At 73.1% G+C, this 22,494-nt stretch carries 25 protein-coding genes; 15 read left to right on the forward strand and 10 right to left on the reverse strand.

Features of this window, described 5'->3' with window-relative positions; all coding sequences use genetic code 11:
- Positions 1 to 9: 9 nt before the first annotated feature.
- The 4 genes from LXM90_RS19440 to LXM90_RS19455 all read right to left on the reverse strand — a co-directional run bounded on the left by LXM90_RS19440 (position 10) and on the right by LXM90_RS19455 (position 3,331).
- A complete protein-coding gene (locus tag LXM90_RS19440; RefSeq protein ID WP_020093642.1) occupies positions 10 to 675 on the reverse strand; it encodes an LON peptidase substrate-binding domain-containing protein in 666 nt (221 codons plus the stop codon).
- Positions 676 to 724: 49 nt separating this feature from the next.
- Positions 725 to 1,639 (reverse strand): thioredoxin, encoded by a 915-nt coding sequence (gene trxA, locus LXM90_RS19445; RefSeq protein WP_020093641.1) that lies wholly within the window; start codon positions 1,637 to 1,639, stop codon positions 725 to 727.
- 82 nt (positions 1,640 to 1,721) lie between these two features.
- A complete protein-coding gene (locus LXM90_RS19450) occupies positions 1,722 to 2,189 on the reverse strand; it encodes a hypothetical protein (protein ID WP_020093640.1) in 468 nt (155 codons plus the stop codon).
- 164 nt (positions 2,190 to 2,353) lie between these two features.
- Positions 2,354 to 3,331, reverse strand: coding sequence for a glutathione S-transferase family protein (locus LXM90_RS19455; RefSeq protein WP_020093639.1), 978 nt, complete (start codon positions 3,329 to 3,331; stop codon positions 2,354 to 2,356).
- 213 nt (positions 3,332 to 3,544) lie between these two features.
- Between LXM90_RS19455 and LXM90_RS19460 the strand changes: the two genes are divergently transcribed.
- Positions 3,545 to 3,769 carry a hypothetical protein gene (locus LXM90_RS19460; RefSeq protein ID WP_020093638.1) on the forward strand — a complete coding sequence of 75 codons (225 nt, stop codon included), beginning with the start codon at positions 3,545 to 3,547 and terminating at the stop codon, positions 3,767 to 3,769.
- Here the strand turns inward: LXM90_RS19460 and LXM90_RS19465 are convergent.
- Entirely contained in the window at positions 3,763 to 4,731 is a 969-nt protein-coding gene (locus tag LXM90_RS19465) for an alginate O-acetyltransferase AlgX-related protein (RefSeq protein WP_026605004.1), read from the reverse strand. The genes LXM90_RS19460 and LXM90_RS19465 overlap by 7 nt on opposite strands.
- A gap of 198 nt (positions 4,732 to 4,929) precedes the next feature.
- Here LXM90_RS19465 and LXM90_RS19470 point away from each other — a divergent pair, with 198 nt between their 5' ends.
- From LXM90_RS19470 to LXM90_RS19490, 5 genes are all read left to right on the forward strand, one after another.
- Positions 4,930 to 5,952 carry an SPL family radical SAM protein gene (locus LXM90_RS19470; RefSeq protein ID WP_234083027.1) on the forward strand — a complete coding sequence of 341 codons (1,023 nt, stop codon included), beginning with the start codon at positions 4,930 to 4,932 and terminating at the stop codon, positions 5,950 to 5,952.
- 26 nt (positions 5,953 to 5,978) lie between these two features.
- Complete coding sequence (locus tag LXM90_RS19475; RefSeq protein WP_020093635.1) at positions 5,979 to 6,497, forward strand: 2'-5' RNA ligase family protein; 519 nt, start codon at positions 5,979 to 5,981, stop codon at positions 6,495 to 6,497.
- Between the two features lie 31 nt (positions 6,498 to 6,528).
- Positions 6,529 to 7,287 (forward strand): phosphatase PAP2 family protein, encoded by a 759-nt coding sequence (locus tag LXM90_RS19480; protein WP_020093634.1) that lies wholly within the window; start codon positions 6,529 to 6,531, stop codon positions 7,285 to 7,287.
- Between the two features lie 102 nt (positions 7,288 to 7,389).
- Positions 7,390 to 7,758, forward strand: coding sequence for a PilZ domain-containing protein (locus tag LXM90_RS19485; RefSeq protein WP_205833389.1), 369 nt, complete (start codon positions 7,390 to 7,392; stop codon positions 7,756 to 7,758).
- 84 nt (positions 7,759 to 7,842) lie between these two features.
- Entirely contained in the window at positions 7,843 to 9,153 is a 1,311-nt protein-coding gene (locus LXM90_RS19490; protein WP_020093632.1) for a Gfo/Idh/MocA family protein, read from the forward strand.
- Positions 9,154 to 9,159: 6 nt separating this feature from the next.
- On the opposite strand, the gene flgH is transcribed toward LXM90_RS19490, so the two are convergent.
- Genes flgH through flgF form a run of 4 tightly spaced genes read right to left on the reverse strand, consistent with a single transcriptional unit; the run spans position 9,160 to position 12,669 of the window.
- Positions 9,160 to 9,909: a flagellar basal body L-ring protein FlgH gene (flgH, locus tag LXM90_RS19495; protein ID WP_020093631.1), complete on the reverse strand. Its 750-nt coding sequence runs from the start codon at positions 9,907 to 9,909 to the stop codon at positions 9,160 to 9,162.
- A gap of 36 nt (positions 9,910 to 9,945) precedes the next feature.
- Entirely contained in the window at positions 9,946 to 11,088 is a 1,143-nt protein-coding gene (flgA, locus tag LXM90_RS19500; protein WP_026605003.1) for a flagellar basal body P-ring formation chaperone FlgA, read from the reverse strand.
- Positions 11,089 to 11,123: 35 nt separating this feature from the next.
- Positions 11,124 to 11,915: a flagellar basal-body rod protein FlgG gene (gene flgG / locus LXM90_RS19505; RefSeq protein WP_020093629.1), complete on the reverse strand. Its 792-nt coding sequence runs from the start codon at positions 11,913 to 11,915 to the stop codon at positions 11,124 to 11,126.
- Between the two features lie 13 nt (positions 11,916 to 11,928).
- Positions 11,929 to 12,669 (reverse strand): flagellar basal-body rod protein FlgF, encoded by a 741-nt coding sequence (flgF, locus tag LXM90_RS19510; RefSeq protein WP_020093628.1) that lies wholly within the window; start codon positions 12,667 to 12,669, stop codon positions 11,929 to 11,931.
- A gap of 255 nt (positions 12,670 to 12,924) precedes the next feature.
- Between flgF and fliL the strand changes: the two genes are divergently transcribed.
- From fliL to LXM90_RS19550, 8 genes are all read left to right on the forward strand, one after another.
- Positions 12,925 to 13,479 carry a flagellar basal body-associated protein FliL gene (fliL, locus tag LXM90_RS19515; RefSeq protein ID WP_020093627.1) on the forward strand — a complete coding sequence of 185 codons (555 nt, stop codon included), beginning with the start codon at positions 12,925 to 12,927 and terminating at the stop codon, positions 13,477 to 13,479.
- Between the two features lie 64 nt (positions 13,480 to 13,543).
- Entirely contained in the window at positions 13,544 to 14,761 is a 1,218-nt protein-coding gene (fliM, locus tag LXM90_RS19520) for a flagellar motor switch protein FliM (protein WP_091681367.1), read from the forward strand.
- A gap of 19 nt (positions 14,762 to 14,780) precedes the next feature.
- Positions 14,781 to 15,311 carry a DUF6468 domain-containing protein gene (locus LXM90_RS19525; RefSeq protein WP_020093625.1) on the forward strand — a complete coding sequence of 177 codons (531 nt, stop codon included), beginning with the start codon at positions 14,781 to 14,783 and terminating at the stop codon, positions 15,309 to 15,311.
- Positions 15,308 to 16,174, forward strand: a complete 867-nt coding sequence (locus LXM90_RS19530; protein WP_020093624.1) for a hypothetical protein — start codon at positions 15,308 to 15,310, stop codon at positions 16,172 to 16,174. The genes LXM90_RS19525 and LXM90_RS19530 overlap by 4 nt, the downstream gene beginning before the upstream one ends.
- A 133-nt stretch (positions 16,175 to 16,307) precedes the next feature.
- Positions 16,308 to 17,945: an ABC transporter ATP-binding protein gene (locus LXM90_RS19535; RefSeq protein WP_020093623.1), complete on the forward strand. Its 1,638-nt coding sequence runs from the start codon at positions 16,308 to 16,310 to the stop codon at positions 17,943 to 17,945.
- 2 nt (positions 17,946 to 17,947) lie between these two features.
- Positions 17,948 to 19,168, forward strand: a complete 1,221-nt coding sequence (locus LXM90_RS19540; RefSeq protein ID WP_234081013.1) for a phosphopentomutase — start codon at positions 17,948 to 17,950, stop codon at positions 19,166 to 19,168.
- 12 nt (positions 19,169 to 19,180) lie between these two features.
- A complete protein-coding gene (locus LXM90_RS19545) occupies positions 19,181 to 19,372 on the forward strand; it encodes a DUF1192 domain-containing protein (protein ID WP_012317818.1) in 192 nt (63 codons plus the stop codon).
- A gap of 3 nt (positions 19,373 to 19,375) precedes the next feature.
- On the forward strand, positions 19,376 to 20,674 hold the full coding sequence (locus tag LXM90_RS19550; RefSeq protein WP_234081014.1) for a leucine-rich repeat-containing protein kinase family protein: 1,299 nt from the start codon (positions 19,376 to 19,378) through the stop codon (positions 20,672 to 20,674).
- Positions 20,675 to 20,713: 39 nt separating this feature from the next.
- On the opposite strand, the gene LXM90_RS19555 is transcribed toward LXM90_RS19550, so the two are convergent.
- Positions 20,714 to 21,313, reverse strand: a complete 600-nt coding sequence (locus LXM90_RS19555) for a cysteine hydrolase family protein (RefSeq protein WP_020093620.1) — start codon at positions 21,311 to 21,313, stop codon at positions 20,714 to 20,716.
- Between the two features lie 171 nt (positions 21,314 to 21,484).
- Here LXM90_RS19555 and LXM90_RS19560 point away from each other — a divergent pair, with 171 nt between their 5' ends.
- Positions 21,485 to 22,474, forward strand: a complete 990-nt coding sequence (locus tag LXM90_RS19560; RefSeq protein WP_020093619.1) for a lytic transglycosylase domain-containing protein — start codon at positions 21,485 to 21,487, stop codon at positions 22,472 to 22,474.
- Positions 22,475 to 22,494 lie beyond the last annotated feature (20 nt).

Raw genomic sequence — 22,494 nt, forward strand, 5'->3', positions numbered from 1 at the left:
TGGGGCAACCTATTGCATCGGCGACTCGGGACCCGAGCCGCGAACCAGTTCCATCTGCGTGACCGCGATCAGGATCTCGGCCCGGGTCTTCAGGTCGGGAGCCTCCAGCATCGCCTGCTTCTCGCGCACGCCGAACGGGCTCATCATGCACAGGGCGTTGACCAGCGCCTCGTCGGGCGCCTCGTCGATCCCGGCCCAGTCCACCTTGAGGTCGTTCGACTCCACGAAATCGCGCAGCGCCTTGAGGACGCCCTCGCGGTCGACCTGCTCCTCGCCCGCCCGCGGCTCGAAGTCCACCGCGAACTCGTCGTAGGAGACGTGGCAGCGGCGATAGGGGCCGATCGAGGCCAGCTCGCTCTCGACCCGGAACCGGGTGACGCCGGTGAGCGAGATCAGGTACCGGCCGTCGCCGGTCTCGGCGTACTGGGTGACGCGGCCCGCGCAGCCGACGCGGTAGAGCTTCGGATTCGATCCGCCCGACCCTTCCGGGTCGGGCTGGATCATCCCGATGATCCGGTCCGTCCGCATGGCATCGTCGACCATCGCTAGATAGCGCGGCTCGAAGATGTTGAGCGGCATCTGTCCCCGCGGCAGCAGCAGCGCGCCGGACAGCGGGAAGACCGGGATCACGGCCGGGCAATCCGCGGGGCCCTTGTAGCTCGCATGGGTGCTCATGGCGCCTCCCAGAGGGGCCGATCGGTGGGCCGGCGCGCGAGCCGGTGCCTCACGAGAACAGAAGTGCCGAGAGCTTGCGCCGGCCGCGGATCGTGTCGGGGTCCATCACGCCCCAGGCCTCGAAGAATTGCAGCAGCTGCTTGCGCGCACCGTCCTCGTTCCAGTCCTTGTCGCGCTTGCGCAGCTCGATCAGGTGATCGACCGCCTGGCCGCGCTCGCCCCGGGCGGCGAGCCCGAGCGCGAGGTCGAACCGCGCCTGATGGGCGTCCGGGTTGGCCTCGACCTCGCGCTGCAGGCCCGCGAGGTCGCCCAGCGACGCCGCCTGCTCGGCGAGTTCCAGGGCGGCGCGGATGCCGACGAGCGCCGGGTCGCCGGCCTTCGCCTCCGGAACCATCGCCAGCACGCGCTTGGCGTTCTCGATCTCGCCCGCGTCGAGCTGCATCTTGGCGAGGCCGGCCAGAGCGGTGACGTTGTCGGGCTGCTGCTCCAGCACGGCCGCGTAGATCTCGGCGGCGCCGGCGAGGTCGCCTTCCTGGATCAGGGCCGCCGCGTCGGCGAGGGCCGCCTCCAGCGGGTCCTGCTGCGGACCGGCCACGCGCGCGATCAGCTCCTTGATCTGGCTCTCCGGGACCGCGCCCATGAAGCCGTCGACCGGCTGACCCTTTTGGAAGACGATGACCGCCGGGATCGACTGGATGCCGAGCTGACCGGCGATCGAGGGATGCTCGTCGATGTTCATCTTCGCCAGGACGACCGCGCCCGCGGCTTCCCGGACGACCTTCTCCAAGACCGGCGTGAGCTGCTTGCAGGGCCCGCACCAGGGTGCCCAGAAATCGACCAGGACCGGCCGGTTCATCGACTCGGCGATGACATCCTGACGGAAGCTCGCGGTGGTCGTGTCCTTGATGAGGGAGCCGGTGTCGCCGGCCGGGGTACCGCCCGCGGCGAGGGTGTCGTTGAGCATCGGTCTGGCTTCGGAACCTTTTTCGTGGAGCGCCTTAAATGGGGCTTCCGCCCCGGTCTGACCAGCCCGGAGGGACGGATCCTCAGCGCGGCGGCGCGGCGGCCGGCGCGCCCGCCGCCGCCTTGGCGGCGGTCACGAACGTGCCGGCGAAGGGACGCCCGTCGGCGGTGCTGGCCTCGCAGGTGATCGCGGTGCGCCCGGCTTCCGGGGTCGAGAAGCGGCAGGCGCCGATCGCGAGGATCGGGGCGCCGTCCTTGCCCGTGGTGACGACGTTGATCGGCTGCAGCGGATCGGTCTCCTCGGTGGCCTCCTGCTGGGCGCCGTTGCCGCTGAAGCTGAGGGTCTGGCCGTCGGAGGTCGTGAAGTCGAAGCTCGTGCGGTTCCGGCTCACCGCGTTCGTCAGGACGTTGCTGCAGGCCGCGCTCAGGTCCTGCGTGCCGATGACGAGCTTCTCGCAGGTCCCTTCCAGCCGCAACGCCGCCTGGGCGCGGGCCGCGGAGGGCAGACTGACGAGGGCGCAGAGCAGCGCGAGGCGCAGGCTGTTGGTCATGGCGTGTCGGGCATCCTCCGGTTGAGAGCCGAACTAGGCGCGCCGCGCACGCCGTCGAGGGGCACGGCCCCCGGACCGGCGCGACGGGAGGTGTGTCGCGGACGCGCCGAACGCCCTCAACCCAGCCGCACGGGCGCGGAAGGGACGCCGGGCGGGGCGGCCCGCTAGCCCGCGAACCGCAGGGCCCGGTCGTTCGGCGCGGCGAGGTCGAGGTCCGGCCCGAGGGGCACGATCCCCGTCGGATTGATGGTCGGATGGCTCTCGTAATAGTGCCGCTTGATGTGGGTGAGGTTCACGGTCGGCGCGACGCCCGGCAGCGCGTAGAGGTCGCGGAGGTAGTTCGACAGGTTCGCGTAGTCGGCGATCCGGCGCCTGTTGCACTTGAAGTGCCCGACATAGACCGCGTCGAACCGCACCAGCGTCGTGAACAGCCGGATGTCGGCCTCGGTCAGCCGGTCCCCGCAGAGGTAGCGGCTCCGGTCGAGGCGCGCCTCGAGCGCGTCGAGTTCCGCGAACAGGGCCTCGAAGGCCTGGGCGTAGGCCTCCTGCGTGGTCGCGAAGCCCGCCTTGTAGACGCCGTTGTTCACGCGGTCGTAGACGCGGCCGTTCACGGCGTCGATCTCGGCGCGCAGGTCCGGGGGATAGAGGTCGGGGCCGGTGCCCCCGAAGGCGTCGTTCAGCATCCGCAGGATCTCGGCGGATTCGTTCGACACGATGGTGGCGCGCTCCCGGTCCCAGAGGGTCGGCACGGTGACCCGGCCGCTGTAGGACGGGTCCGCCGCCAGGTAGACCTCGTAGAGGCGCCGGGCGCCGTGGATCGGGTCCGGCGTCGCGCCCGGCGTGTCGCCGAAGACCCAGCCCTCGGCGCCCATGTGCGGGTCGACCACCGAGACGGAGATCGCGTCCTCCAGCCCCTTGAGCGTCCGGCCGATGAGCGTGCGGTGCGCCCACGGACAGGCCAGGGACACGTAGAGATGGTAGCGCCCCGGCTCGCCGCGGAAGCCGCCCGCGCCGGAGGGGCCTGCCGACCCGTCGGCGGTGACCCAGTTGCGGAAGGCCGAGGCCTTGCGCTCGAAGCGGCCGCCCGTCGCGGCGGTGTCGTACCACTGGTCGCGCCAGATGCCGTCTACGAGGAGGCCCATCGTCGTCTCCGCCTGTCCGAGAGGTCCGACCGAGATGGGCCTCGCGCGGTCGGTGTGAAGGGACGCGTCCGCCCGCGAACGCCACGCAAGGCAGGCCTGCGCCCGCCTGTCTGTTGCGGTGCAGCAAAGTCCGCCATGTCTCGCGGCACCCACCCGTCGCCGTGCGCGTGCCGCAGCTGCCCGACCCGGTGGGGGATCGATGGAGGTGAAGTGATGTCGTTCGCGCTGGTGCCCGTCGCCGAGGCGGCCCTGTTCACGTTCGGGTGCCTGGTGATCCACGCCCTGCGGCGCCACGCCGACGTGGTCACCGCGACGCTCGCGTGCCTCGCGACGCTCCTCGTCCTGATGATCGGCATCGCCTACGCGCCGGAATCCTTCGCGAAGTATCAGGCGGCGAGCGTCGCCGACTTCGCCCGCCTGGATCAGGCCATCTACTGAGGCTTCGCCCCGCGGCCGACGGCGTCGAGGCCGCCGGTCCGGAGCTTCGCGAGGCGGCCGCCGGTCCCGCGCTGGCCGGCGACGGCCACGTCGAAATCGTCCTTCGGGAGTTTGGCGAGGAAGCGCTCGGCGATTTCGAACAGAAGGATGTCGGCGCGGACCCGCTCGATATAGGCCCAGTCGAGGCTCGACGACCAGACGAAGTGCACCTCGCTGAAGCTCTCGGCGAGTAGCCCGGTCAGCAGGAACGGGTCGAAATGGGCGCAGGAATCGCCGAACAGGACGAGCCGGCGCGGATCGGCCGCCGGTGACGCGTTCCGGTAGACGACATGCGCGCCGACATGCACCTCCCGGTCGCGCCCTTCCGCCTCGTAGGCGGCGAGCAGCGGCCCGGTCTCGACCCGCGACGCGTCGCGCTGCAGCATGAACCGTTCCAGGCGCTCGCGCGGCCGCTCCGGCAGCTTCTCGCCGAGATCCATGAGCTGGTCCGAGACGATGCCCGGACGCGCGCCGATGTCGGCCGGCGGGATCGCCCCGAGCGCCCGCATGATCGCGCGGTAGGCCAGCAGGCAGCCCTGCGCGGTCCAGTGCGTGTCGGTGCGCAGGTAGAGCGGCACCGGCCCGTTCCGGGCGGCGCGGAGCGGGGCGAGAAGGTCGAGATAGGCCGGATGCCGGGCGAGGCTGCGGGCCAGCCGCCGGGTCGAGGCCTTGCCGGGGGCGTAGCGCAGGCCGTCGGTCTTGTCGTCGTAGACCGACAGCTTCTCCGGCACGATCACGTGCAGGCAGCGGATGCCGAGGCTCTCGGCCCGCCGCGCGCGGGCCTTGATCAGCCGTGTCCAGCCGCGCAGCAGCAGCCAGTGCCGCAGGCCGCCGCGATACCGGTCCATGACCCGGTTGGTCCCCCCCGTGAGGAATAACCAGCCGTCGCGGCCGACATGTACGCTCTCCCTGCCTGCAGACATGACGGTGCTTTAGCCGCACCGCGAGCGGGCGACTAGGCCGGACCCGGCACCGGGACCGCGCGTTCGTCAGGCATGACGCCCTCGCCCGCACCGGCCGTCCAGACCCGCGATCGCCCGGAGCATGCCGGGGGCCCGGAGCCCATCCGCCCGGAGCCCGCCCGCCCGGCGCGGCTGTGGCGCCCGCGCCGCGTGCTGGTCATGCCCGCCGCCCTGGAGCACGCCCACGGGCGGGCCATGCTGGCCCGCGCCGAGGCGCTGGGCCTGCCGGTGGAGCGGCTGGCGTCCAACCGCCTGCCGAGCCCGCGCGAGCCGGATCCGCGCCGCGCCTACGCGGCCGCCAAGGCGACCCTCGCGCTGACGGTCGCCCCGCCGACCAAGCTGCGACTGCAGCCGATCCCGCCCTCGGCCGACTGGCGCTTCGACCTCGCCGAGGGCTGCCCGGCCCATTGCCAGTACTGCTACCTCGCGGGCTCTCTGTCCGGGCCGCCGGTGACCCGCGCCTACGCCAATCTGGCGGCGATCCTCGACAACCTCGCGGACTATGCGGGGCGCGGCGCGGTGACGTCGGCCTCCGCCGAGCGGGCGCGGGAGGGGACCACCTTCGAGGCGTCCTGCTACACCGATCCCCTCGGCATCGAGCACCTGACCGGCTCGCTCTCGGCGGCGATCCGACATTTCGGCGCCTGGGACGCGCCGGTGCAGCTGCGCTTCACCACCAAGTTCGCCGCGGTCGAGCCGCTCCTCGACCTGCCGCACAACCGGCGCACGCGCATCCGCTTCTCGGTCAATCCGCGGGCGGCCGCGCATTACGAGGGCGGCACCGATCCCCTCGACGCGCGGCTCGCCGCCCTGGCGGCGGCGGCGCGGGCCGGCTACCCGGTCGGCCTGACCGTCGCGCCGATCCTGCCGGTCCCGGACTGGGAGGACGCCTATGCCGGGCTGGTCCGCGCCGCCGCCGACGCGCTGGCCGGCGTGCCCGATCTCGACCTCACCGCCGAACTCATCACCCACCGGTTCACGCCGGGCTCGAAGGCGGTGCTGCGCGGCTGGTATCCCGGCTCGGACCTGCCGCTGGACGAGGCGGAGCGCGTCGAGAAGCGCACCAAGTTCGGCTCGGTGAAGCACGTCTTCCCGAAGCCCCTGATGCAGGCGATGCGCGCCCATCTCACCGCCTGCCTCGCCCGCGACCTGCCGGCCGCGCGGATCCTGTACTGGACCTGAGCGCCCGCGGGCGCCATCTGGCCCCGATGACCGACGCGGACCCCCTGATCCTGACGCTCGCCTTCGACGAACCGACTTTCGCGCGGTTCGACGGCGAGCGGCGCCGCCACTTCCCGGAAGCCCTGAACCGCATCCCGGCGCACGCGACCCTGTTCCACCACCTGCCGGGCGACCGGGAGCGGGGCGTGATCGAGGCGATCACCGCCCTCGCCCGCACGGTGCCGCCGCCGGAGGTCGCGGTGACCGGCCTGCGCTTCACCGGCCGCGGCGTCGCCTACGCGCTCGACTCCGACGCGCTGGCGCGCTTCCGGGGCCGCCTCGCGCAGGAATTCGCGGCCCACCTCACCGCCCAGGACCGGCAGGGCTGGCGCCCGCACGTCACGGTGCAGAACAAGGTGTCGCCGGACACGGCCCGGGCGCTGCAAGCCGACCTGTCGGCGGGGTTCGTGCCGTTCCGGTTCACCGCCCCCGGCACCCTGCTCTGGCGCTACCGCGGCGGCCCCTGGGACGCCGTCGCCCGCCTGCCCTTCGGAGAGAATGCCTGATGGATGTCGACGCGCACCGGGAGACCGCGCCATGAGGGCGCCGGGCAACCTGCGGCAGAACCGGCTGATCGAGCCCGCGATGGCGGTCTGGCTGCGGTTGCGCCTGAACGAGGTCGGTCCCCTCGTCGCCCTGCTCTGCCTGAGCATCCTCGGCTACGGATTCTTCTACCTCGCCCACGAGGTCGGCGAGGGCTCCACCGCGGCCCTCGACCGGCGGATCCTGCTCGCCCTGCGCAACCCCGCCGATCTCGCCGACCCGATCGGGCCGCCCTGGCTCGAGGAGGCGATGCGCGACATCACCGGGCTCGGCAGCGTCTTCACCGTGCTGTTCCTGACCTGCGCGGTGGCGGCCTATCTCGGCGTGTCCGGGCGCCGACGCATCGGTCTCTACGTCCTCGCCGCGGTGGGGAGCGGCGAGCTGGTCTCGACGGTGCTGAAGATCTTCTACCATCGGCCCCGGCCGGACCTCGTGCCCCACGGCATGGAGGTGTTCACGGCGAGCTTCCCGAGCGGCCACGCCACCATGTCGGCGATCGCCTACCTGACCCTGGCGACCCTGATCGCCCGGATCGAGCGCAACCGCCGCGCCAAGGCGCTGGTCCTGGCGCTCGGGGTGAGCGTGACGCTGCTCGTCGGCATCAGCCGCATCTATCTCGGCGTGCACTGGCCGAGCGACGTCCTGGCCGGCTGGTGCATCGGCGCCGCCTGGGCGTCCCTGTGCTGGTTCGTCGCCCTGCAGCTGCAGCGCCGCGGCGAGGTCGAGGCGCCCGACCCGCCGCCGCCCGCCTGAACCTGCTGTTAAGGTAAATAGACGGTTAAAGTGGACGGGCGGGGGCCGTTTGGGCTGGATGGCGGTTGTCCCCGCAACCGAAACCGTCAGGGTCAGACGATCGTGGTCGAGCGCCGCCGCACTGCCCGACGCCGCGTCTGCCTGGGCGGGCGGCTGCGCGTCGCGGCCTTCCTCCCGGAGATCGACTGCACGGTCCGCGACGTGTCCCTCGACGGGGCGCGGGTCCGGCTGCCGGCGGAGGCCGTGCTCCCCGACTGCGTCGAGCTGTTCATCCCCTGTCGCGGTGAGGCCAGGCGCGCCTTCGTGGCCTGGCGCGCGGGCGAGTCGGTCGGCCTCGGCTTCGCCGAGACCCGCGCGGCGACGGAGCCCGAGGCGGTCGCGCGCCGGCTCGCCGCCAGCGAGGCGGAGGTGGCGCGTCTGCGCGCCGCGCTCCTCGACGGAAACAGCCACGAGCCGGGTCGCGTTCACTGAGGGCGCGGTCCCGCCATCCGGCGGCTCCCGGCGCGGGCGGCGCCCCAGGCGCGGCCCTCCCGATCCGGCGACACGGCGAGGCACATGGCGGACGACACCCGGCTCTCACGACGCACTCTCCTCGCGGCCGGGGGCGCCCTGGCCGGCGCCGCGGCCGGCGGCGGCGCGCAGGCCGCGGCGCCGGCCGCCCCGCCGGCCCCTTCGGTCCCGGCCGATACCGGCGCCGTGCAGGGCGGAAAGGTGATGTTCCCGAACTGGCGCGGGCCGGGCGACCGGCCGCCCGCCCCGAGCCCGGCGCCGCAGCCGCCGGGCCAGCGCGTCGGCTACTGCGTGGTGGGTCTCGGGCGCCTGAGCCTCGACGAGATCCTGCCGGCGTTCGGCGAGAGCAAGCGCGCCCGTCTCGCGGCGGTGATGTCGGGCTCGCCCGACAAGGCGAAGCTCGTGGCGCGGCAGTACGGGCTGCCGGACGACGCCGTCTACGGCTACGACGCGTGGGATCGGCTGAAGGCCAACCCCGACGTCCAGGCGGTCTACATCGTCACGCCGAACGGCGTGCACCGGGACAACGTCGTGGCGGCCGCCGCGGCCGGCAAGCAGGTGCTCTGCGAGAAGCCGATGGCGGTGACCTCGGACGAGTGCCGGGAGATGATCGCGGCCTGCGCGAAGGCCGGCGTCAAGCTGATGATCGCCTACCGGTGCCAGTACGAGCCCCACAACCGGGCCGTGATCAAGCTCGCCCGCTCGGGCGAGTTCGGCCGGCCGCGGCTGATCCAGGCCTTCAACGGCCAGACCACGGGTCTTCCGGAGCAGTGGCGCCTGCGCAAGGCGCTGGCGGGCGGCGGCTCGCTGCCGGATATCGGGCTCTACTGCCTGAACACCGCCCGCGCGGTTCTCGGCGAGGAGCCGAACCTGATCCAGGCCCAGATCTACGCGCCGCCGGACGATCCCAAGTACCGCGAGGTCGAGGAGACGGCGAGCTTCACCCTCCACTTCCCGTCCGGCGTGATCGCCCAGTGCCTGACGAGTTACGGGGTCTACGAGGCGCGGAGCCTGACCCTGCACACCGGGACCGCCTCCGTCGATCTCCAGAACGCCTTCGCCTACCAGGGCCAGCGTCTCTACATCGGCCACCGCGACGGCAGGAACGCCGCCCGGGACGAGAAGGTCCTGAGCCCGAAGAACCAGTTCGCCCTGGAGCTGGACCACTTCGCGCGGTGCATCCAGGAGAACCTGCGGCCCCGCACCCCCGGCGAGGAGGGTCTGCAGGACCAGGTCCTGATGGAGGCGATCTACGAGGCCGCCCGCACCGGCGCGCCGGTCAAGGTCGGCCCGCCCCCCGGCGCGGGCTCCGGCCTCGACGTGACGCGCGGGCCGGAGCCGGAGGAGCCGTCCTGAGGTGCCTCAGAACGGCAGCAGGATGTCGACGAGCTGCTGGCCGTAGCGCGGCTGCTGCACGTCGGTGATCTGGCCCCGGCCGCCGTAGGCGATGCGCGCCTGGGCGATCTTGGCCGAGTCGATGGTGTTGTCGGACTCGATGTCCTCCGGCCGCACCACGCCGGCGACGATCATCTCGCGCACCTCGAAATTGACCCGGATCTCCTGCTTGCCCTCGACCACGAGGTTGCCGTTGGGCAGGACCTGGGTCACCACCGCGGCGACGTTCGTCAGGACGGACTCGGTGCGCTGGACGGAGCCGGCCCCGTCATTGGCCATGGCCGAGGTGGCGGAGAGCAGCGCGGTGCTTCCGACGCCGAAGGACTTGCCGACCGCGTTGTTCTCCAGGCCCAGGGCGTTGGGCAGGCCGAAGCTCTCGGTGTTGGCCCGGGAGCGCTTGGTCTCGTTGCTGATGTTGGCCTGGTCGGTGACCTTGACCTTCACGGTCAGGATGTCGCCGAGCTTGGCGGCGCGCTGGTCCTTGAAGAAGGCGCGGGAGCCAGTGCGCCACAGCGAGTTCGGCGCGTACGAGACCGGCTGCACGTCCGGCATTGGCATCCGCACCGGCTTGTAGCCCGGCTGCGCGGTCGGGTCCTCGATCGCCGACAGCGCCGGAGTCAGGCCGACCTGCGAGAGGCGGTCGGCGGTGTTGCAGGCGCCGAGCGCGCCGGCGATCAGGGCGGCGGCGAGCGGGTTCAGGACGGTGCGACGGGCCATCGGGCTATCACTCTTCGACGCGTGCAGGGCGGGCGGTCAGCGCAGGGAGGCGGTCGCCTGGACGGGGGCGGCGCCGGCGGCCTGCCGGGCCGCGGGGCTGGGGCTCACCGAGACCCGGCCGGGGCCGATCACGGTGGCCTGCAGGACCTTCTTGGAGGCAACGTTGACGACGTTGACGACGGCGCCCATGCGGCCGGAATCGTTCGACAGGCCGCGCATCGACAGGCTGATGCTCGGCGTCTCGTACACGATGGTCACGTTCTCGCCGCGGGCGACCAGGTCGGGCGGGGCCGTGTCGGTGACCCGCAGCACGGTGCCGGCCGTGAGGGTGTTCTGCGCGACCTCGCCGAGGATGGTCGTGGCGCTGCCCTGCGCGTCGGGGGCGACGGATTCGCGCGGGCGCCGCTCCAGGGCGACGTCGCCCTCTCTCACCGGCTCGCCGCGGTTGAGGTTCCGGGTGAGCACCGCCACCTCGCGCAGCTCCACGACCACGCCGGAGACGCGCAGCGAGACCTGCCGCTCGCCGAGGGTGACGAGGCCCGCGACGCGGCGCGACCGCGGATCGTAGGTCAGGTCCAGGGCCGCGGCCTGCCCTTCGAGGTCCAGCGGCGCCAGCAGGGTCGGCCCGTCGCCGTCGAGGCGGACCGCGATGTTCTGGGCGTTGAGCCCGTAGCCGGTCTCGAGGCCGCGCTTGAGCGCCGCCTCGATCTCCGGCGGCCCGAGGCGGCGGGCGGCGCGCTGCACGGCGATCTGCAGCCGGCCGCCGGTCTCCAGGCCGCTGAGGCCCAGGGCGGAGGCCGCGTCGAGGATGCGGCGGGTCTGGATCGTCCCGGTGGCGCCGAGGCTGGGCGCGCGGAACAGCGGGCGCGTGGCCAGGCGCTCGGGCGCGCCCTCGACGAGATCGGCGAGCGTCAGGACGTCGCCGCGGGCGGTGACGTCGCCGCGCAGCCGCAGGCCCTCCGCCCGCGCCATGGCGGGGATCGCCAGGGCGCCGAGGGCCGCGAAGGTGAGGAAGGCCAGCAGCGCGCGCAGGATGACGGCGGCGCCGAGAGGCATCACCCGCCGCGGGACGCGCCGCACGATCGGGCTGATGTCGTCCCCGGCCCCCGCGGCGATGCGGGGCAGGTCGAGGGTCCCGAAGTCGGGATCGAGCGGGTCGGGATGCATGCCGGCATACATGTTCAGGGACCTGAAGCGGGGTGCGGGTCGCGCGGTTAGCTGCGGAACATCTGCGTGGTGGTGGAGAGCATCTGGTCGGCGGCGGTGACGACCTTCGAGTTCATCTCGTAGGCGCGCTGCGCGGCGATCAGGGACGAGATCTCCGTGACGGCGTTCACGTTCGCCTCCTCCAGGTAGCTCTGCTGGAGGTTGCCGAAGCCGTCGGCGCCCGGCAGGCCGCTGATCGCCTGCCCGGAGGCTGCGGTCTCGACGAACAGGTTGTCGCCGATCGACTCGAGGCCGACCTTGTTGACGAAGCGCGAGAGCTGGAACTGGCCCAGCGCCTGCGGCGCCGTCTGGCCCGGGATGTTCGCCTGCACGACGCCCGTGGCGCTGATCGTCACGGACGTCGCGTTCTGCGGCACGGTGATCGCCGGATCGAGCAGGTAGCCGTCGCGGGTGACGAGCTGGCCCTGGGCCGAGAGGTCGAAGGAGCCGTCGCGGGAATAGGCGGTGCGGCCGTCCGGCAGCGTCACCCGGAAGAACCCGTCGCCGCGGATCGCGACGTCGTAATCCTTCTCGGTCGAGGACAGCGTCCCCTGCGACATCACCCGGGCCGTCGAGGTGGTCTTCACGCCCGAGCCGAGGCTGAGGCCCGCCGGGAGCTGGGTGTTCTGCTGCGAGGTCGAGGCGCCGGCCCGGCGCATGTTCTGGTAGAGCAGATCCTGGAAGTGCACCTGCTGGCGCTTGTAGCCGGTGGTGCGCAGGTTCGCGATGTTGTTGGAGATGACCTGGACGTTGAGTTCCTGGGCCGCCATGCCGGTGGCGGCGGAGTAGAGGGCGCGCATCGGTCAGGCCTCCTCAGGCGACGTCGGCGAGGCGGCGGATCGCCGTGCCCCGCAGGTCGTCGAGGCGCGAGATCATGCTCGACACCATGGCGTAGGTCCGGTTCACGTCCATGAGCCGGGTCATCTCGATCACCGGGCGGACGTTGGAGCGCTCCAGCGACTCGGGTTCCAGGCGCCCGTCGATCCCGGCGGGGCGGGCGGGCTCCGGCGAGGCGTAGAGGTTGGTCCCCTCGTTGGTCAGCCGCTGCGGGTTGGCGAAGGTGACGAGCTTGATCCGCCCGCGGATGCCGAGGTTGGTCGACACGGTGCCGTCGGGGCCGATGGCGAGGCCGGTCTCCTGCGGGTTGATGCTGATCGGGCCGCCCTCGCCCACGACCTTGTAGCCGTCGCTGGTGACGAGCGTGCCCTGCGCGTCGAGCTCGAAGGCGCCGTTCCGGGTGTAGCGCTCGCCCTGGGGCGACTGCACGGCGATGAAGGCCGAGCCCTTGACCGCCACGTTGAGCGGGTTGCCGGTCTGCTCGATCGGGCCCTGCCCGAGGTCGAGGCTGGTGCCCTGGTCGATGACGTAGGACAGGCGCCGGTCGGGCCGGGCGAACGAATCGGCGCTCGCCACCGGCATCAGGTATTCCTCGAAGCGTGTGTTCCGCGCCTTGAAGCCCGTGGTCGAGACGTTCGCCATGTTGTTGGCGATCACGTCCAGCTCCCGCTGGAGCGCCATCTGGCTCGACACGCCGACGAAGAGGGCATTCTGCATCGTGGACTCTGGGACTCGCGGGCCGCGGAGGCGGCAACGATCCATTCAGCATCCGCTGTGCCAAACCCGTCTGCGGCAAATTTTAGCGTTGTGACAGGGACTTGGTTAGCGACGCTCGCGTGTCGCGGCGGCGCGGGGGCTGCGCCGCGGCAAACCTGACCCGGCAGGAATTGCCTCCTTAACGGCGCGTTAACCGTGATGCTCCGATATCCAGGTGTACCTGGCGCGCGGTCTCCCGCGAGAGAGCATTATTCCATGGCCAAGACGCCGAAAAAGGCCTCCGCCGAGGACGGCGAGGCCAAAGCCGAGGGCGCCCCGAAGGGCAAGAAGAAGCTCATGATCATGGTGGCCCTCGCGGTCCTGATCGCGGGCGGCGGCGCGGGCGCCTTCCTGATGATGCGCGGCGGCGGCCAGGGCGACGGCAAGGAAGCCGCGCAGGGCGGCGGCCATGGCGGCGGGCACGGCGACGCCAAGGGCGCCGGCCCGGACGCCAAGAAGGCCGTGGTCTTCGTCGACGTGCGCGAGATGCTCCTCAACCTCTCTCCCGAGCTGCCCCAGGACAAGGCCAAGTACGCGAAGGTCCGGATCTCGCTGGAGCTGAAGGACGCCAAGGTCGAGGAGGAGGTGAAGCCCCTGATGCCGCGGGTGGAGGACGCGCTGCAGGTCTACATGCGCGAGCTGCGCGCCAGCGACATCACCAACTCGATGGGCCTGTTCCGGCTGCGCGAGGAGCTTCTGCGCCGGATCAACATCGCCCTGTACCCCGCCAAGGTCGACGCGGTGCTGTTCAAGGACGTGATCGTCCAGTGAGCGCGCCCGCGACCCTGCCCCGTCCTTCGCGCGCCGCGCCGCGCCGGGCCCCGATCGAGCACGCCTGATGGAACCCGAGGACGAACTCCCCGAGGACGACTGGTCGGCAGCCCTCCTGGAGCAGGGGGCCGAGGGCGGCGACACGTCGCTGGCCGAGGAGTGGGGCGCGGCGCTCGCCGAGCAGGGCACCACGCGCAACGCGGGCGACGTCGCCGCCGAATGGGCGACGATGATCGAGGACGGGGAGAGCGACAACCTCCCCGAGCTCGCCGGCAACGACCGGGTGCTCAACCAGGACGAGATCGACGGCGTCCTCGGCTTCTCCATGCGCGAGCTCTCGGCCTCCGGGGCCGGGGGCGTGCAGGCCATCGTCGATTCGGGCGTCGTCCAGTACGAACGCCTGCCGATGCTGGAGATCGTCTTCGACCGGATGATCCGGTTGCTGTCGACCTCCCTGCGCAACCTGTTCCAGGACAACGTCGAGGTGACCCTCGACAACATCACCTCGGTGCGCTTCGGCGACTACCTGAACGCGATCCCGCTGCCGACGCTGCTGGGCGTGTTCCGGGCCGAGCAGTGGGAGAATTCCGGCCTCGTCACGGTCGACTCGAACCTCGCCTACGCGACCTTCGACCTGCTGCTCGGCGGCAAGCGCGGCGGCTCGTCGAGCCGCCTCGACGGCCGGCCGTTCACCGCCATCGAGATGACGCTGGTGCGACGCCTCGTCGAGATCGTGCTGGGCGACCTCGAGATGTCGTTCCAGCCGCTCTCGCCCGTGAGCTTCGGCATCGACCGGATCGAGACCAACCCCCGCTTCGCCACCATCACGCGGCCCGGCAACGCCGCGATCCTGATCAGCCTGCGCCTCGATGTCGACGGGCGCGGCGGCATGCTGCAGATCCTGTTCCCCTACGCGACGATCGAGCCGATCCGGGAGCTGCTGACCCAGAGCTTCATGGGCGAGAAGCTCGGCCGCGACCACGTCTGGGAGGGCCATCTCGCCACCGAGATCTGGCAGGCCGACGTGACCATGGACGCGGTGCTGCACGAGATGATGCTGCCGCTGAAGCAGGTCATGAGCCTGAAGGTCGGCGAGACGCTGATGTTCGAGGCCAAGCCCTCGGACCTCATCACCGTGCGCTGCGGCGACTGGGCGCTGACGCAGGGGCGGATCGGCCGGGTCGACGGCCACATCGCCGTCCAGGTCACCCGGCCGCTGCGCCGCTCGCGCACGACGATCCAGGCCTACGAGGCCTCGATGAACAACCGCTCGGACAACTAGTGCCGATGAGGGTCCGGTCATGAGTCTCTTCGTCACCCTCGCGGCCGACATCCTGGTCGCCGTCCTCCTGGCGGCGACCATCGTCACGTCCCTCCGGCTCTCGCGCCGCATCGGCCAGATGAAGGGCGACGAGGCCGCCCTCCGCCAGACCATCGGCGACCTGATGGTGGCGACCGGCACGGCCGAGCGGGCCATCGCGGGCCTGCGGGCGGCGATCGACGAGGGCGACCGCACCCTGAACGCGAGCCTGGAGACCGCCACGATCCGCGCCGGCGAGCTGCGGCTGCAGGTCGAGGCCGGCGAGGGCGTGATCACCCGCATCGGGGCCATCGTGGCGCAGATGCGCGCCGTGCCGGTCCGTCCCGAGCCCGCGCCCGAACCGAGGCCCGCGCCGCAGGCGGTCCCCGAGCCGACGCGCGCGCCGGAGATCCCGGCCGAGCGCCGGCCGGAGCACGCCAGTCCGAACGGGGAGCGCCTCGGCGTGGCGGCCGCGGCGGCGCTGGCCATGAGCGAGCGCGCCCTCGCCCGCGTCCGGGCGCGCGCCGCGTGACCGGGGTCAAGGCCCCGAAGATCCCGCCGCCGAAGCCGGATCCCGAGGAGCGGATACGCCGCGCCGCGACGCCCGAGCGGCGCGCGCGCCGGAAGCCCGTCCGGCAGTTTCGGCTCCGCCTCATCGACGCCGTGGCGCTCGCGGCCGGTGGGCTGCTCGTGCTCAAGCTGCTCAGCCTGCTGCAGGCCGGCCTGCCGGAGAGCGCGGCGCTGCCGGATTACGGGCGCGCGGTCGCCCGGGCGCGCACCGGCTTCGAGCCCTTCGATCCGGTGACGACCGGTTCGGTGGGCGCCAAGGAGGCGCCGGCAGCCGCGCCCGAGCAGCCGTCGGCCCCTCCCCTGGCCCCGGCCCAGTCCGCACCGCCCGCGGCCGGGAGCTCAGCCTCGCCCACCGAGCGCCTGCTCCTGGAGAAGCTCGGTGCCCGGCGCGATGCCCTGCGTCAGAAGAGCGACGAGCTCGAGCTGCGCGAGAAGATGCTGGGCGAGGCCGAGCGCAAGCTCGAGACCGGGCTCGGCGACCTCAAGAAGGCCGAGGACAAGGTCGACGCCGTCGCGAAGGCGAAGGAGGACGCCGAGAAGCAGGCCCTGAAGAACATCGTCACGATGTACGAGGCGATGAAGCCCAAGGACGCCGCCCGGGTCTTCGACCGGCTCGGGCTCGACGTGCTGGTCCCGATCGTGCTGGCCATGAACCCCCGCAAGATGTCCGAGGTCCTGGCGGTGATGCAGCCCGAGACCGCCGAGCGCCTGACCGTCGCCCTCGCCAACCGCGCCCGCGGCGCCGCCGGACCGCAGGCCCAGGCGGGAACGGGGCTCCCGGCGAACGAGCTGCCGGCGATCGATCCCGGGGCGCCCCTGCGCTAGGTCCGGGCTCCGCAGGACGCGGGGCCGACCTCCCGGGACCGCGCGCCCGCCCGTCCGGCCGCGTCGTGCCGGCCCGCCCCGTGCGGCGTCCGCGCGGGCTAGGGTCCGGGGCCGGGCGCGCTATAAGGGGCTCATGTCAGAGGCCGATCCCCAGCCGCTCCTCGCCGTCGAGGACCTCTCCGTGGCGTTCCGCGCGCGGGAGGGCGAGACCGTGGCGGTCGACGGCGTCTCCTTCACCATCCGCCGCGGCGAGACCGTCGCGCTCGTGGGCGAATCGGGGTCCGGCAAGTCGGTGACCGCGCTGGCGATCCTGCGCCTCCTCGACCCCGCGGCCCGCCAGGACGGGCGGATCCTGTTCGCGGGCCGCGACCTCGCGCGGCTGCCCGAGCGGGCGATGCGGGACGTGCGCGGCGCCGACATCACCATGGTGTTCCAGGAGCCGATGACCTCGTTGAACCCGCTCCACACGATCGAGCGGCAGATCGGCGAGGTGCTCGGCCTGCACCGCGGCCTCGCCGGCAAGGCGGCCCGCCGCCGGATCCTGGAGCTTCTGGAACTCGTGGGCCTGCGCGACGCCGAGCGGCGCATGGGCGCCTACCCGCACGAGCTCTCCGGAGGCCAGCGCCAGCGCGTGATGATCGCCATGGCGCTCGCCTGCGAGCCGGACCTCCTGGTCGCCGACGAGCCGACCACGGCCCTCGACGTGACCGTGCAGGCGCAGATCCTGGCGCTGCTCGCCGACCTGCAGAAGCGCCTCGGCATGGCGATGCTGTTCATCACCCACGATCTCGGCATCGTCGAGCGGATCGCCGACCGCGTCTGCGTGATGCTGAAGGGCAAGATCGTGGAGGCCGGCGCCACCAAGGCCGTCTTCGCGGATCCGCAGCACGCCTACACGCGCCGCCTGATCGCCTCCGAGCCGAAGGGCCGGGCCAACCCCGTCCCGGCCGACGCCGCCCCGCTCCTGGAGGCCGGCCCCCTGAAGGTCTGGTTCCCGCTGAAGTCGGGCCTGCTCCGGCGCGTCACCGGCCACGTCAGGGCCGTGGACGGCGTCTCCCTGCGGGTCCGGACCGGCGAAACCATCGGCGTCGTGGGCGAGTCCGGGTCGGGCAAGACCACCCTCGGCCTCGCCCTCCTGCGGCTCACGGGCTCGGAGGGCCCGATCGTCTTCCTCGGCAAGGCGATCGACGGCTACGGCGCGGCGCAGATGCGCCCGCTGCGGAAGGACATGCAGGTCGTCTTCCAGGATCCCTACGGCTCCCTGTCGCCGCGCATGTCGGTGGCCGACATCGTCGCCGAGGGACTGGTGGTCCAGGGCACGGCGCGCTCCCGAGCGGAGCGCCGGGCCGTGGTCGCCAAGGCGCTCACCGATGTCGGGCTCGATCCGGCCGCCATGGACCGCTACCCGCACGAGTTCTCCGGCGGCCAGCGCCAGCGCATCGCCATCGCGCGGGCGATGGTGCTCAATCCCCGCTTCGTCGTCCTCGACGAGCCGACCTCGGCCCTCGACCGCTCAGTCCAGGCGCAGATCGTGACCCTGCTGCGCGACCTCCAGCGCGAGCGCGGCCTCGCCTACCTGTTCATCAGCCACGACCTGAAGGTGGTGCGGGCGCTCGCCAACTACGTGATCGTCATGCAGAACGGCCGCGTGGTCGAGGAGGGCGCCGCGGAGACGATCTTCGCGAACCCACAGACCCCCTACACCCGCGCCCTGTTCAAGGCCGCCTTCGCCCTCGAGAGCGACGCCCCCGCCGAGCTGGAGCCCGCCTGACCGTGGCGCGCGCGCTCATCATCGTCCTCGATTCCGTGGGCATCGGCGGGGCCCCGGACGCGGACACGTATGGCGATGCCGGGTCCGACACGCTGGGGCACATCGCCGAGCGCTGCACGGAGGGCCGCGGCGACCGGGCGGGGCTGCGCGCGGGCCCCCTGCGCCTGCCCCACCTCGCCGAACTCGGGCTCGGCCTGGCGGCCGCCGGGGCCTCGGGCCGGATCCCGCCGCACCTCGCCCCGGCCGGCCCGCCGCGCGGCGCCTACGGCCACGCGGTGGAGACGGCCGCCGGCAAGGACACGCCCTCCGGCCACTGGGAGATCGCCGGCCTGCCCCTGACCGAGCCCTGGGGGCATTTCCCCGAGACCCGGCCGGCCTTCCCGGCGGAGCTGATCCGCGCGCTCGTCGCCGAGGGCGGCCTCCCGGGCATCCTGGGCGACTGCCACGCGCCCGGGGTCGCGATCATCGACGCGCTGGGCGCCGAGCATCTCCGGACCGGCCGGCCGATCTGCTACACCTCGGCCGACAGCGTGTTCCAGATCGCCGCCCACGAGGAGGCGTTCGGGCTGGAGCGGCTCTACGACCTGTGCCGGGTGGCGCGCCGCCTGTGCGACCCCTACCGCGTCTGCCGGGTGATCGCCCGGCCGTTCGTGGGCTCGCCGGAGGCGGGCTTCCGCCGGACCGGCAACCGCAAGGATCTCGCCGTCGCCCCGCCCGGGCGCACGCTGCTCGACCGCGCCGAGGCGGCCGGCCGCGCGGTCGTGAGCGTCGGCAAAATCGGCGACATCTTCGCCCACCGCGCCACCGGGCGCGAGATCAGGCCGGGCCCGAACGCGGCCTGCGTGACGGCGGGGCTCGACGCGCTGGCGACGCTGCCGGAGGGCGGCCTGATCTTCGTCAACCTCGTCGATTTCGACACGGAGCACGGCCACCGCCGCGACGTGCCGGGCTACGCCGCGGAGCTGGAGGCGTTCGACGCGCGGATCCCCGAGATCCTGGCGGCGCTGGCGCCGGGCGACCTCGCGGTGATCACGGCCGACCACGGCAACGATCCGACCTGGACCGGGACCGACCACACCCGCGAGCAGGTCCCAGTGCTGGCCTTCGGCCCCGGCGTGGCCGGCCGGCCGATCGGCCGGCGGGAGACCTTCGCGGATATCGGCGCCACCGTGGCGGCCCATCTCGGCCTCGCCTGGGACGGGGCCGGAACACCGTTCCTGTAGGGAGGACACGACGTGCGGGACGACGACGACCGGCCGCGCAAGGCCGTGGCCCACGAGATCGGGCAGCCCCTCGACACGCTCTCGCTCGGGGATCTCGACGAGCGCGTCGCGCTCCTGCGCGCCGAGATCGCCCGGCTCGAGGCGGCGCGGGCCGCCAAGCAGGCGGCGCAGGGCGCGGCCGACGCGTTCTTCAAGCGGGGCTGAGGCTTGGACCGGCGCGAAACCCTCGCTGCCCTGCGGCGCGGCGATCTCGGCGGCGCGCGCGAGCTGCGGCTGCCCGACGGCCTGACGGAGGTGCCGCGCGAGGTCTTCGCCCTCGCCGACACCCTCGAGGTGCTCGATCTCGGCCGGGGCAGCCTCACCGACCTGCCGGACGATCTCGGCCGCCTGCACCGTCTGCGCGTGCTGTTCTGCTCCGGCAACCCGTTCGCGCGCCTGCCGCCGGTGCTCGGCGCCTGCCCGGCGCTGAGCCAGCTGGGCTTCCGCGGCTGCGGCATCCGCGAGGTACCGGGGGAGTCGCTGCCGCGCGACCTGCGCTGGCTGACCCTGACCGACAACGCGATCGCGGAGCTGCCCGCCGCCCTCGGCGAGCGGCCGCGCCTGCAGAAGCTGATGCTGGCGGGCAACCGGCTCTCCGCGCTGCCCGACAGCCTGTCGGGGGCGGGCAACCTCGAGCTGATCCGGCTCGCCTGCAATCGCCTCGCGGCGCTCCCGCCCTGGCTCGCGCGCCTGCCCCGCCTCGCCTGGATCGCCTATGCCGGCAACCCCGCCGAGCCGGCGACGGCGCCGGTCGCGGCCCCCGCGGTGCCGTGGGCCGACCTCGCCGTCGGCGACCTGCTCGGCGAGGGCGCCTCGGGGCGGGTCCACCGGGCGCGGTGGCGGGGGCCGGCCGGCGGGGAGGACGTGGCCCTGAAGCTGTTCAAGGGCGCGATGACCAGCGACGGCCTGCCCGAGCGGGAGATGGAGGCCTGCCTCGCCGCCGGGACGCACCCGGCCCTCACGGGCGCGCTCGGCCGGCTCGAGGGCCATCCCGACGGTGTCCGCGGCCTGCTGCTCCGGCTCCTGCCGGCGCACTGGCGCGCGCTCGCCGGGCCACCGAGCCTCGCGAGCTGCAGCCGCGACGTCTACGACCCGGACCTGCGCCTCGGCGCCGACACGGTCCTGCGGATCGCCCGCGCCGTGGCCGAGGCGGTGGCGCACCTGCACGGGCGGGGCCTGCTGCACGGCGACGTCTACGCCCACAACACGCTCTGGGATGCCGGGACCGGCGCGGCCGTGCTCAGCGACTTCGGCGCCGCCTCGGCCCTGCCGGACGGGCCGCTCGGCGCGGCCCTGGCGCGGGTCGAGGTCCGCGCCGTCGGCATCCTGATCGGCGAGCTGCTCGACCGATGCGCGGCGCTGCCGGACTCCCTGTGCGCCCTGGCGCAGGCCTGCACCGGGCCGGATCCCGACGGGCGGCCGGGCCTCGGGGCGGTGATCGCCGAGATCGGGCGGCTCCAGGCCTGATCGCGCGGCCTCGACCGGTGCCGGGAGCGGTCCGCCGTCTCAGTCGGGGATATCGCCCTGCCCGCGCGCGACCACGGCGAACAGGTCGCCGAGGGCCGCGAGGCTCGCGGCCTGGAGCTGGGCCGCCGGCACCACGGCGCCGTCCGGCCCGGGCAGGTCCCGCGTCGCCGTGGCGGCCGCCACGACGGTGGGGCGGAATCCGAGGTTGAAGGCGCTCCGGGCGGTGGAGTTGACGCACATATGCGTCATGAAGCCCGCCAGGACGACGTCCTTCACGCCGATCTGCTCGAGCCGCGCCTGGAGGTCGGTGCCCACGAAGGAACTCGGATAGGCCTTGGTGATCACCGGCTCGTCGCCCTGCGGCGCCACTTCCGGGCTGATCTGGCCGATCGGGGCGGTCACGTCGTAGGGCGAGCCCGGCCCGGCATCGTGGCGGACATGGATCACCGGGATGCCGGCGTCGCGCGCCCGTCGCAGGAGCGCCGCCGCCTCCCGGAGCGCGGGCTCGACGCCGTCGAGCCGCATCACGCCCTCCCGGTAGGTCTGCTGCAGGTCGATCATCACGAGCGCCGAGCCCCTGAGCGGGGCCGGCGCGGGGCTCAGGCCGGACAGGCCGCGCAGGGTTGCCGGATCGGACATCGGCGGTTCCTCCCGTGGGGCCGCGTCGGAGGCGGCTCTCTGAGCCCGGGACGCTACGACGGCGCGGCCCGGTCGCGCCAGTGTGCAAAGGTGCAACGCTCGTGCGCCGGGGCCGGATGTTCCCCCAGGAAGGTTGGCCGCGCGGATTGATCCTACCTCGCGCGTCGCTACATGCGCGGCGTGACCGCCCCGCCCCTGCGCCTCGGCGCGCTGCTCATCGCCCTCGCCTGCGCGCAGCCGGCCGCGGCCGCCCCGTCCGAGGGGGCGACCGAGACCGTCGAGCAGGCCCTGTGCCGCCTCATCGACGACTCGGCTAAGGCCCGCGGCCTGCCGGTACCGTTCCTGACGCGCCTGATCTGGCGCGAGAGCAGTTTTCGCGTCGGGGTGGTGAGTCCGGCCGGCGCGCAGGGCGTCGCGCAGTTCATGCCCGGGACCGCCCGGGAGCGCGGCCTCCTCGACCCGTTCGATCCCGAGCAGGCGATCCCGCACGCGGCCCACCTGCTCGCCGACCTGAGGACCCAGTTCGGCAATCTGGGCCTCGCCGCCGCGGCCTATAACGGCGGCGCCGCGCGGGTGAGCAAGTGGCTCGCCGGCGACGGCGGCCTGCCCGCCGAGACGCGGGCCTACGTGGCCAACATCACCGGCCAGCCGGTGGACGACTGGCGGACCGGCCCCGGCAAGGCGATCGAGTTCCCGGAGGGCGGCGCGCCCGCCAAGTCCGACGGCAGGTCCGACAACAAGTCCGAGGCGAAGGGTGAGAAGGACGCGACGGACCAGAAGGAGGCCAAGGGGGAGGCCAAGAGGGAGACCAAGCCGGAAGCGCCGCAGACCTGCCTGCAGGTCACCGCCAGCCTGCGCGTCCCGTCGCGCGGCGACCGCTTCGCCCTCGGCCTCAACGAGGGGCCGGCCGCCCCCTGGGGCATCCAGCTCGCCGGCAACTTCTCCAAGGCTCTGGCGCTGCAGAGCTTCAACCGCGCGCGGAGCGCCTACGCGGGGGTGATCGGCGAGGTGCGGCCGATGATCATCGGCACGCGCCTGCGCAACCGCGGGACCCGCGCCTTCTACCGGATCCGCATCCCGGCTCAGAGCCGGCAGGCGGCCGACGACCTGTGCGGCCGCATCCGCAAGGTCGGCGGCGCCTGCTTCGTGCTGCGGACCTGATTTTTCGTGATCCGCCCCGA

The sequence above is a fragment of the Methylobacterium oryzae genome, from assembly GCF_021398735.1.
Taxonomy (GTDB): Bacteria; Pseudomonadota; Alphaproteobacteria; order Rhizobiales; family Beijerinckiaceae; genus Methylobacterium.

What these genes read in the sequence shown, in the direction of transcription:
- LXM90_RS19440 (WP_020093642.1), bottom strand. Translation starts at nt 675, where the DNA reads ATGAGCACCCATGCGAGCTACAAGGGCCCCGCGGATTGCCCGGCCGTG.
- trxA (WP_020093641.1), bottom strand. Translation starts at nt 1,639, where the DNA reads ATGCTCAACGACACCCTCGCCGCGGGCGGTACCCCGGCCGGCGACACC.
- LXM90_RS19450 (WP_020093640.1), bottom strand. Translation starts at nt 2,189, where the DNA reads ATGACCAACAGCCTGCGCCTCGCGCTGCTCTGCGCCCTCGTCAGTCTG.
- LXM90_RS19455 (WP_020093639.1), bottom strand. Translation starts at nt 3,331, where the DNA reads ATGGGCCTCCTCGTAGACGGCATCTGGCGCGACCAGTGGTACGACACC.
- LXM90_RS19460 (WP_020093638.1), top strand. Translation starts at nt 3,545, where the DNA reads ATGTCGTTCGCGCTGGTGCCCGTCGCCGAGGCGGCCCTGTTCACGTTC.
- LXM90_RS19465 (WP_026605004.1), bottom strand. Translation starts at nt 4,731, where the DNA reads ATGTCTGCAGGCAGGGAGAGCGTACATGTCGGCCGCGACGGCTGGTTA.
- LXM90_RS19470 (WP_234083027.1), top strand. Translation starts at nt 4,930, where the DNA reads ATGCCCGCCGCCCTGGAGCACGCCCACGGGCGGGCCATGCTGGCCCGC.
- LXM90_RS19475 (WP_020093635.1), top strand. Translation starts at nt 5,979, where the DNA reads ATGACCGACGCGGACCCCCTGATCCTGACGCTCGCCTTCGACGAACCG.
- LXM90_RS19480 (WP_020093634.1), top strand. Translation starts at nt 6,529, where the DNA reads ATGAGGGCGCCGGGCAACCTGCGGCAGAACCGGCTGATCGAGCCCGCG.
- LXM90_RS19490 (WP_020093632.1), top strand. Translation starts at nt 7,843, where the DNA reads ATGGCGGACGACACCCGGCTCTCACGACGCACTCTCCTCGCGGCCGGG.
- flgH (WP_020093631.1), bottom strand. Translation starts at nt 9,909, where the DNA reads ATGGCCCGTCGCACCGTCCTGAACCCGCTCGCCGCCGCCCTGATCGCC.
- flgA (WP_026605003.1), bottom strand. Translation starts at nt 11,088, where the DNA reads ATGTATGCCGGCATGCATCCCGACCCGCTCGATCCCGACTTCGGGACC.
- flgG (WP_020093629.1), bottom strand. Translation starts at nt 11,915, where the DNA reads ATGCGCGCCCTCTACTCCGCCGCCACCGGCATGGCGGCCCAGGAACTC.
- flgF (WP_020093628.1), bottom strand. Translation starts at nt 12,669, where the DNA reads ATGCAGAATGCCCTCTTCGTCGGCGTGTCGAGCCAGATGGCGCTCCAG.
- fliL (WP_020093627.1), top strand. Translation starts at nt 12,925, where the DNA reads ATGGCCAAGACGCCGAAAAAGGCCTCCGCCGAGGACGGCGAGGCCAAA.
- LXM90_RS19525 (WP_020093625.1), top strand. Translation starts at nt 14,781, where the DNA reads ATGAGTCTCTTCGTCACCCTCGCGGCCGACATCCTGGTCGCCGTCCTC.
- LXM90_RS19535 (WP_020093623.1), top strand. Translation starts at nt 16,308, where the DNA reads ATGTCAGAGGCCGATCCCCAGCCGCTCCTCGCCGTCGAGGACCTCTCC.
- LXM90_RS19555 (WP_020093620.1), bottom strand. Translation starts at nt 21,313, where the DNA reads ATGTCCGATCCGGCAACCCTGCGCGGCCTGTCCGGCCTGAGCCCCGCG.
- LXM90_RS19560 (WP_020093619.1), top strand. Translation starts at nt 21,485, where the DNA reads ATGCGCGGCGTGACCGCCCCGCCCCTGCGCCTCGGCGCGCTGCTCATC.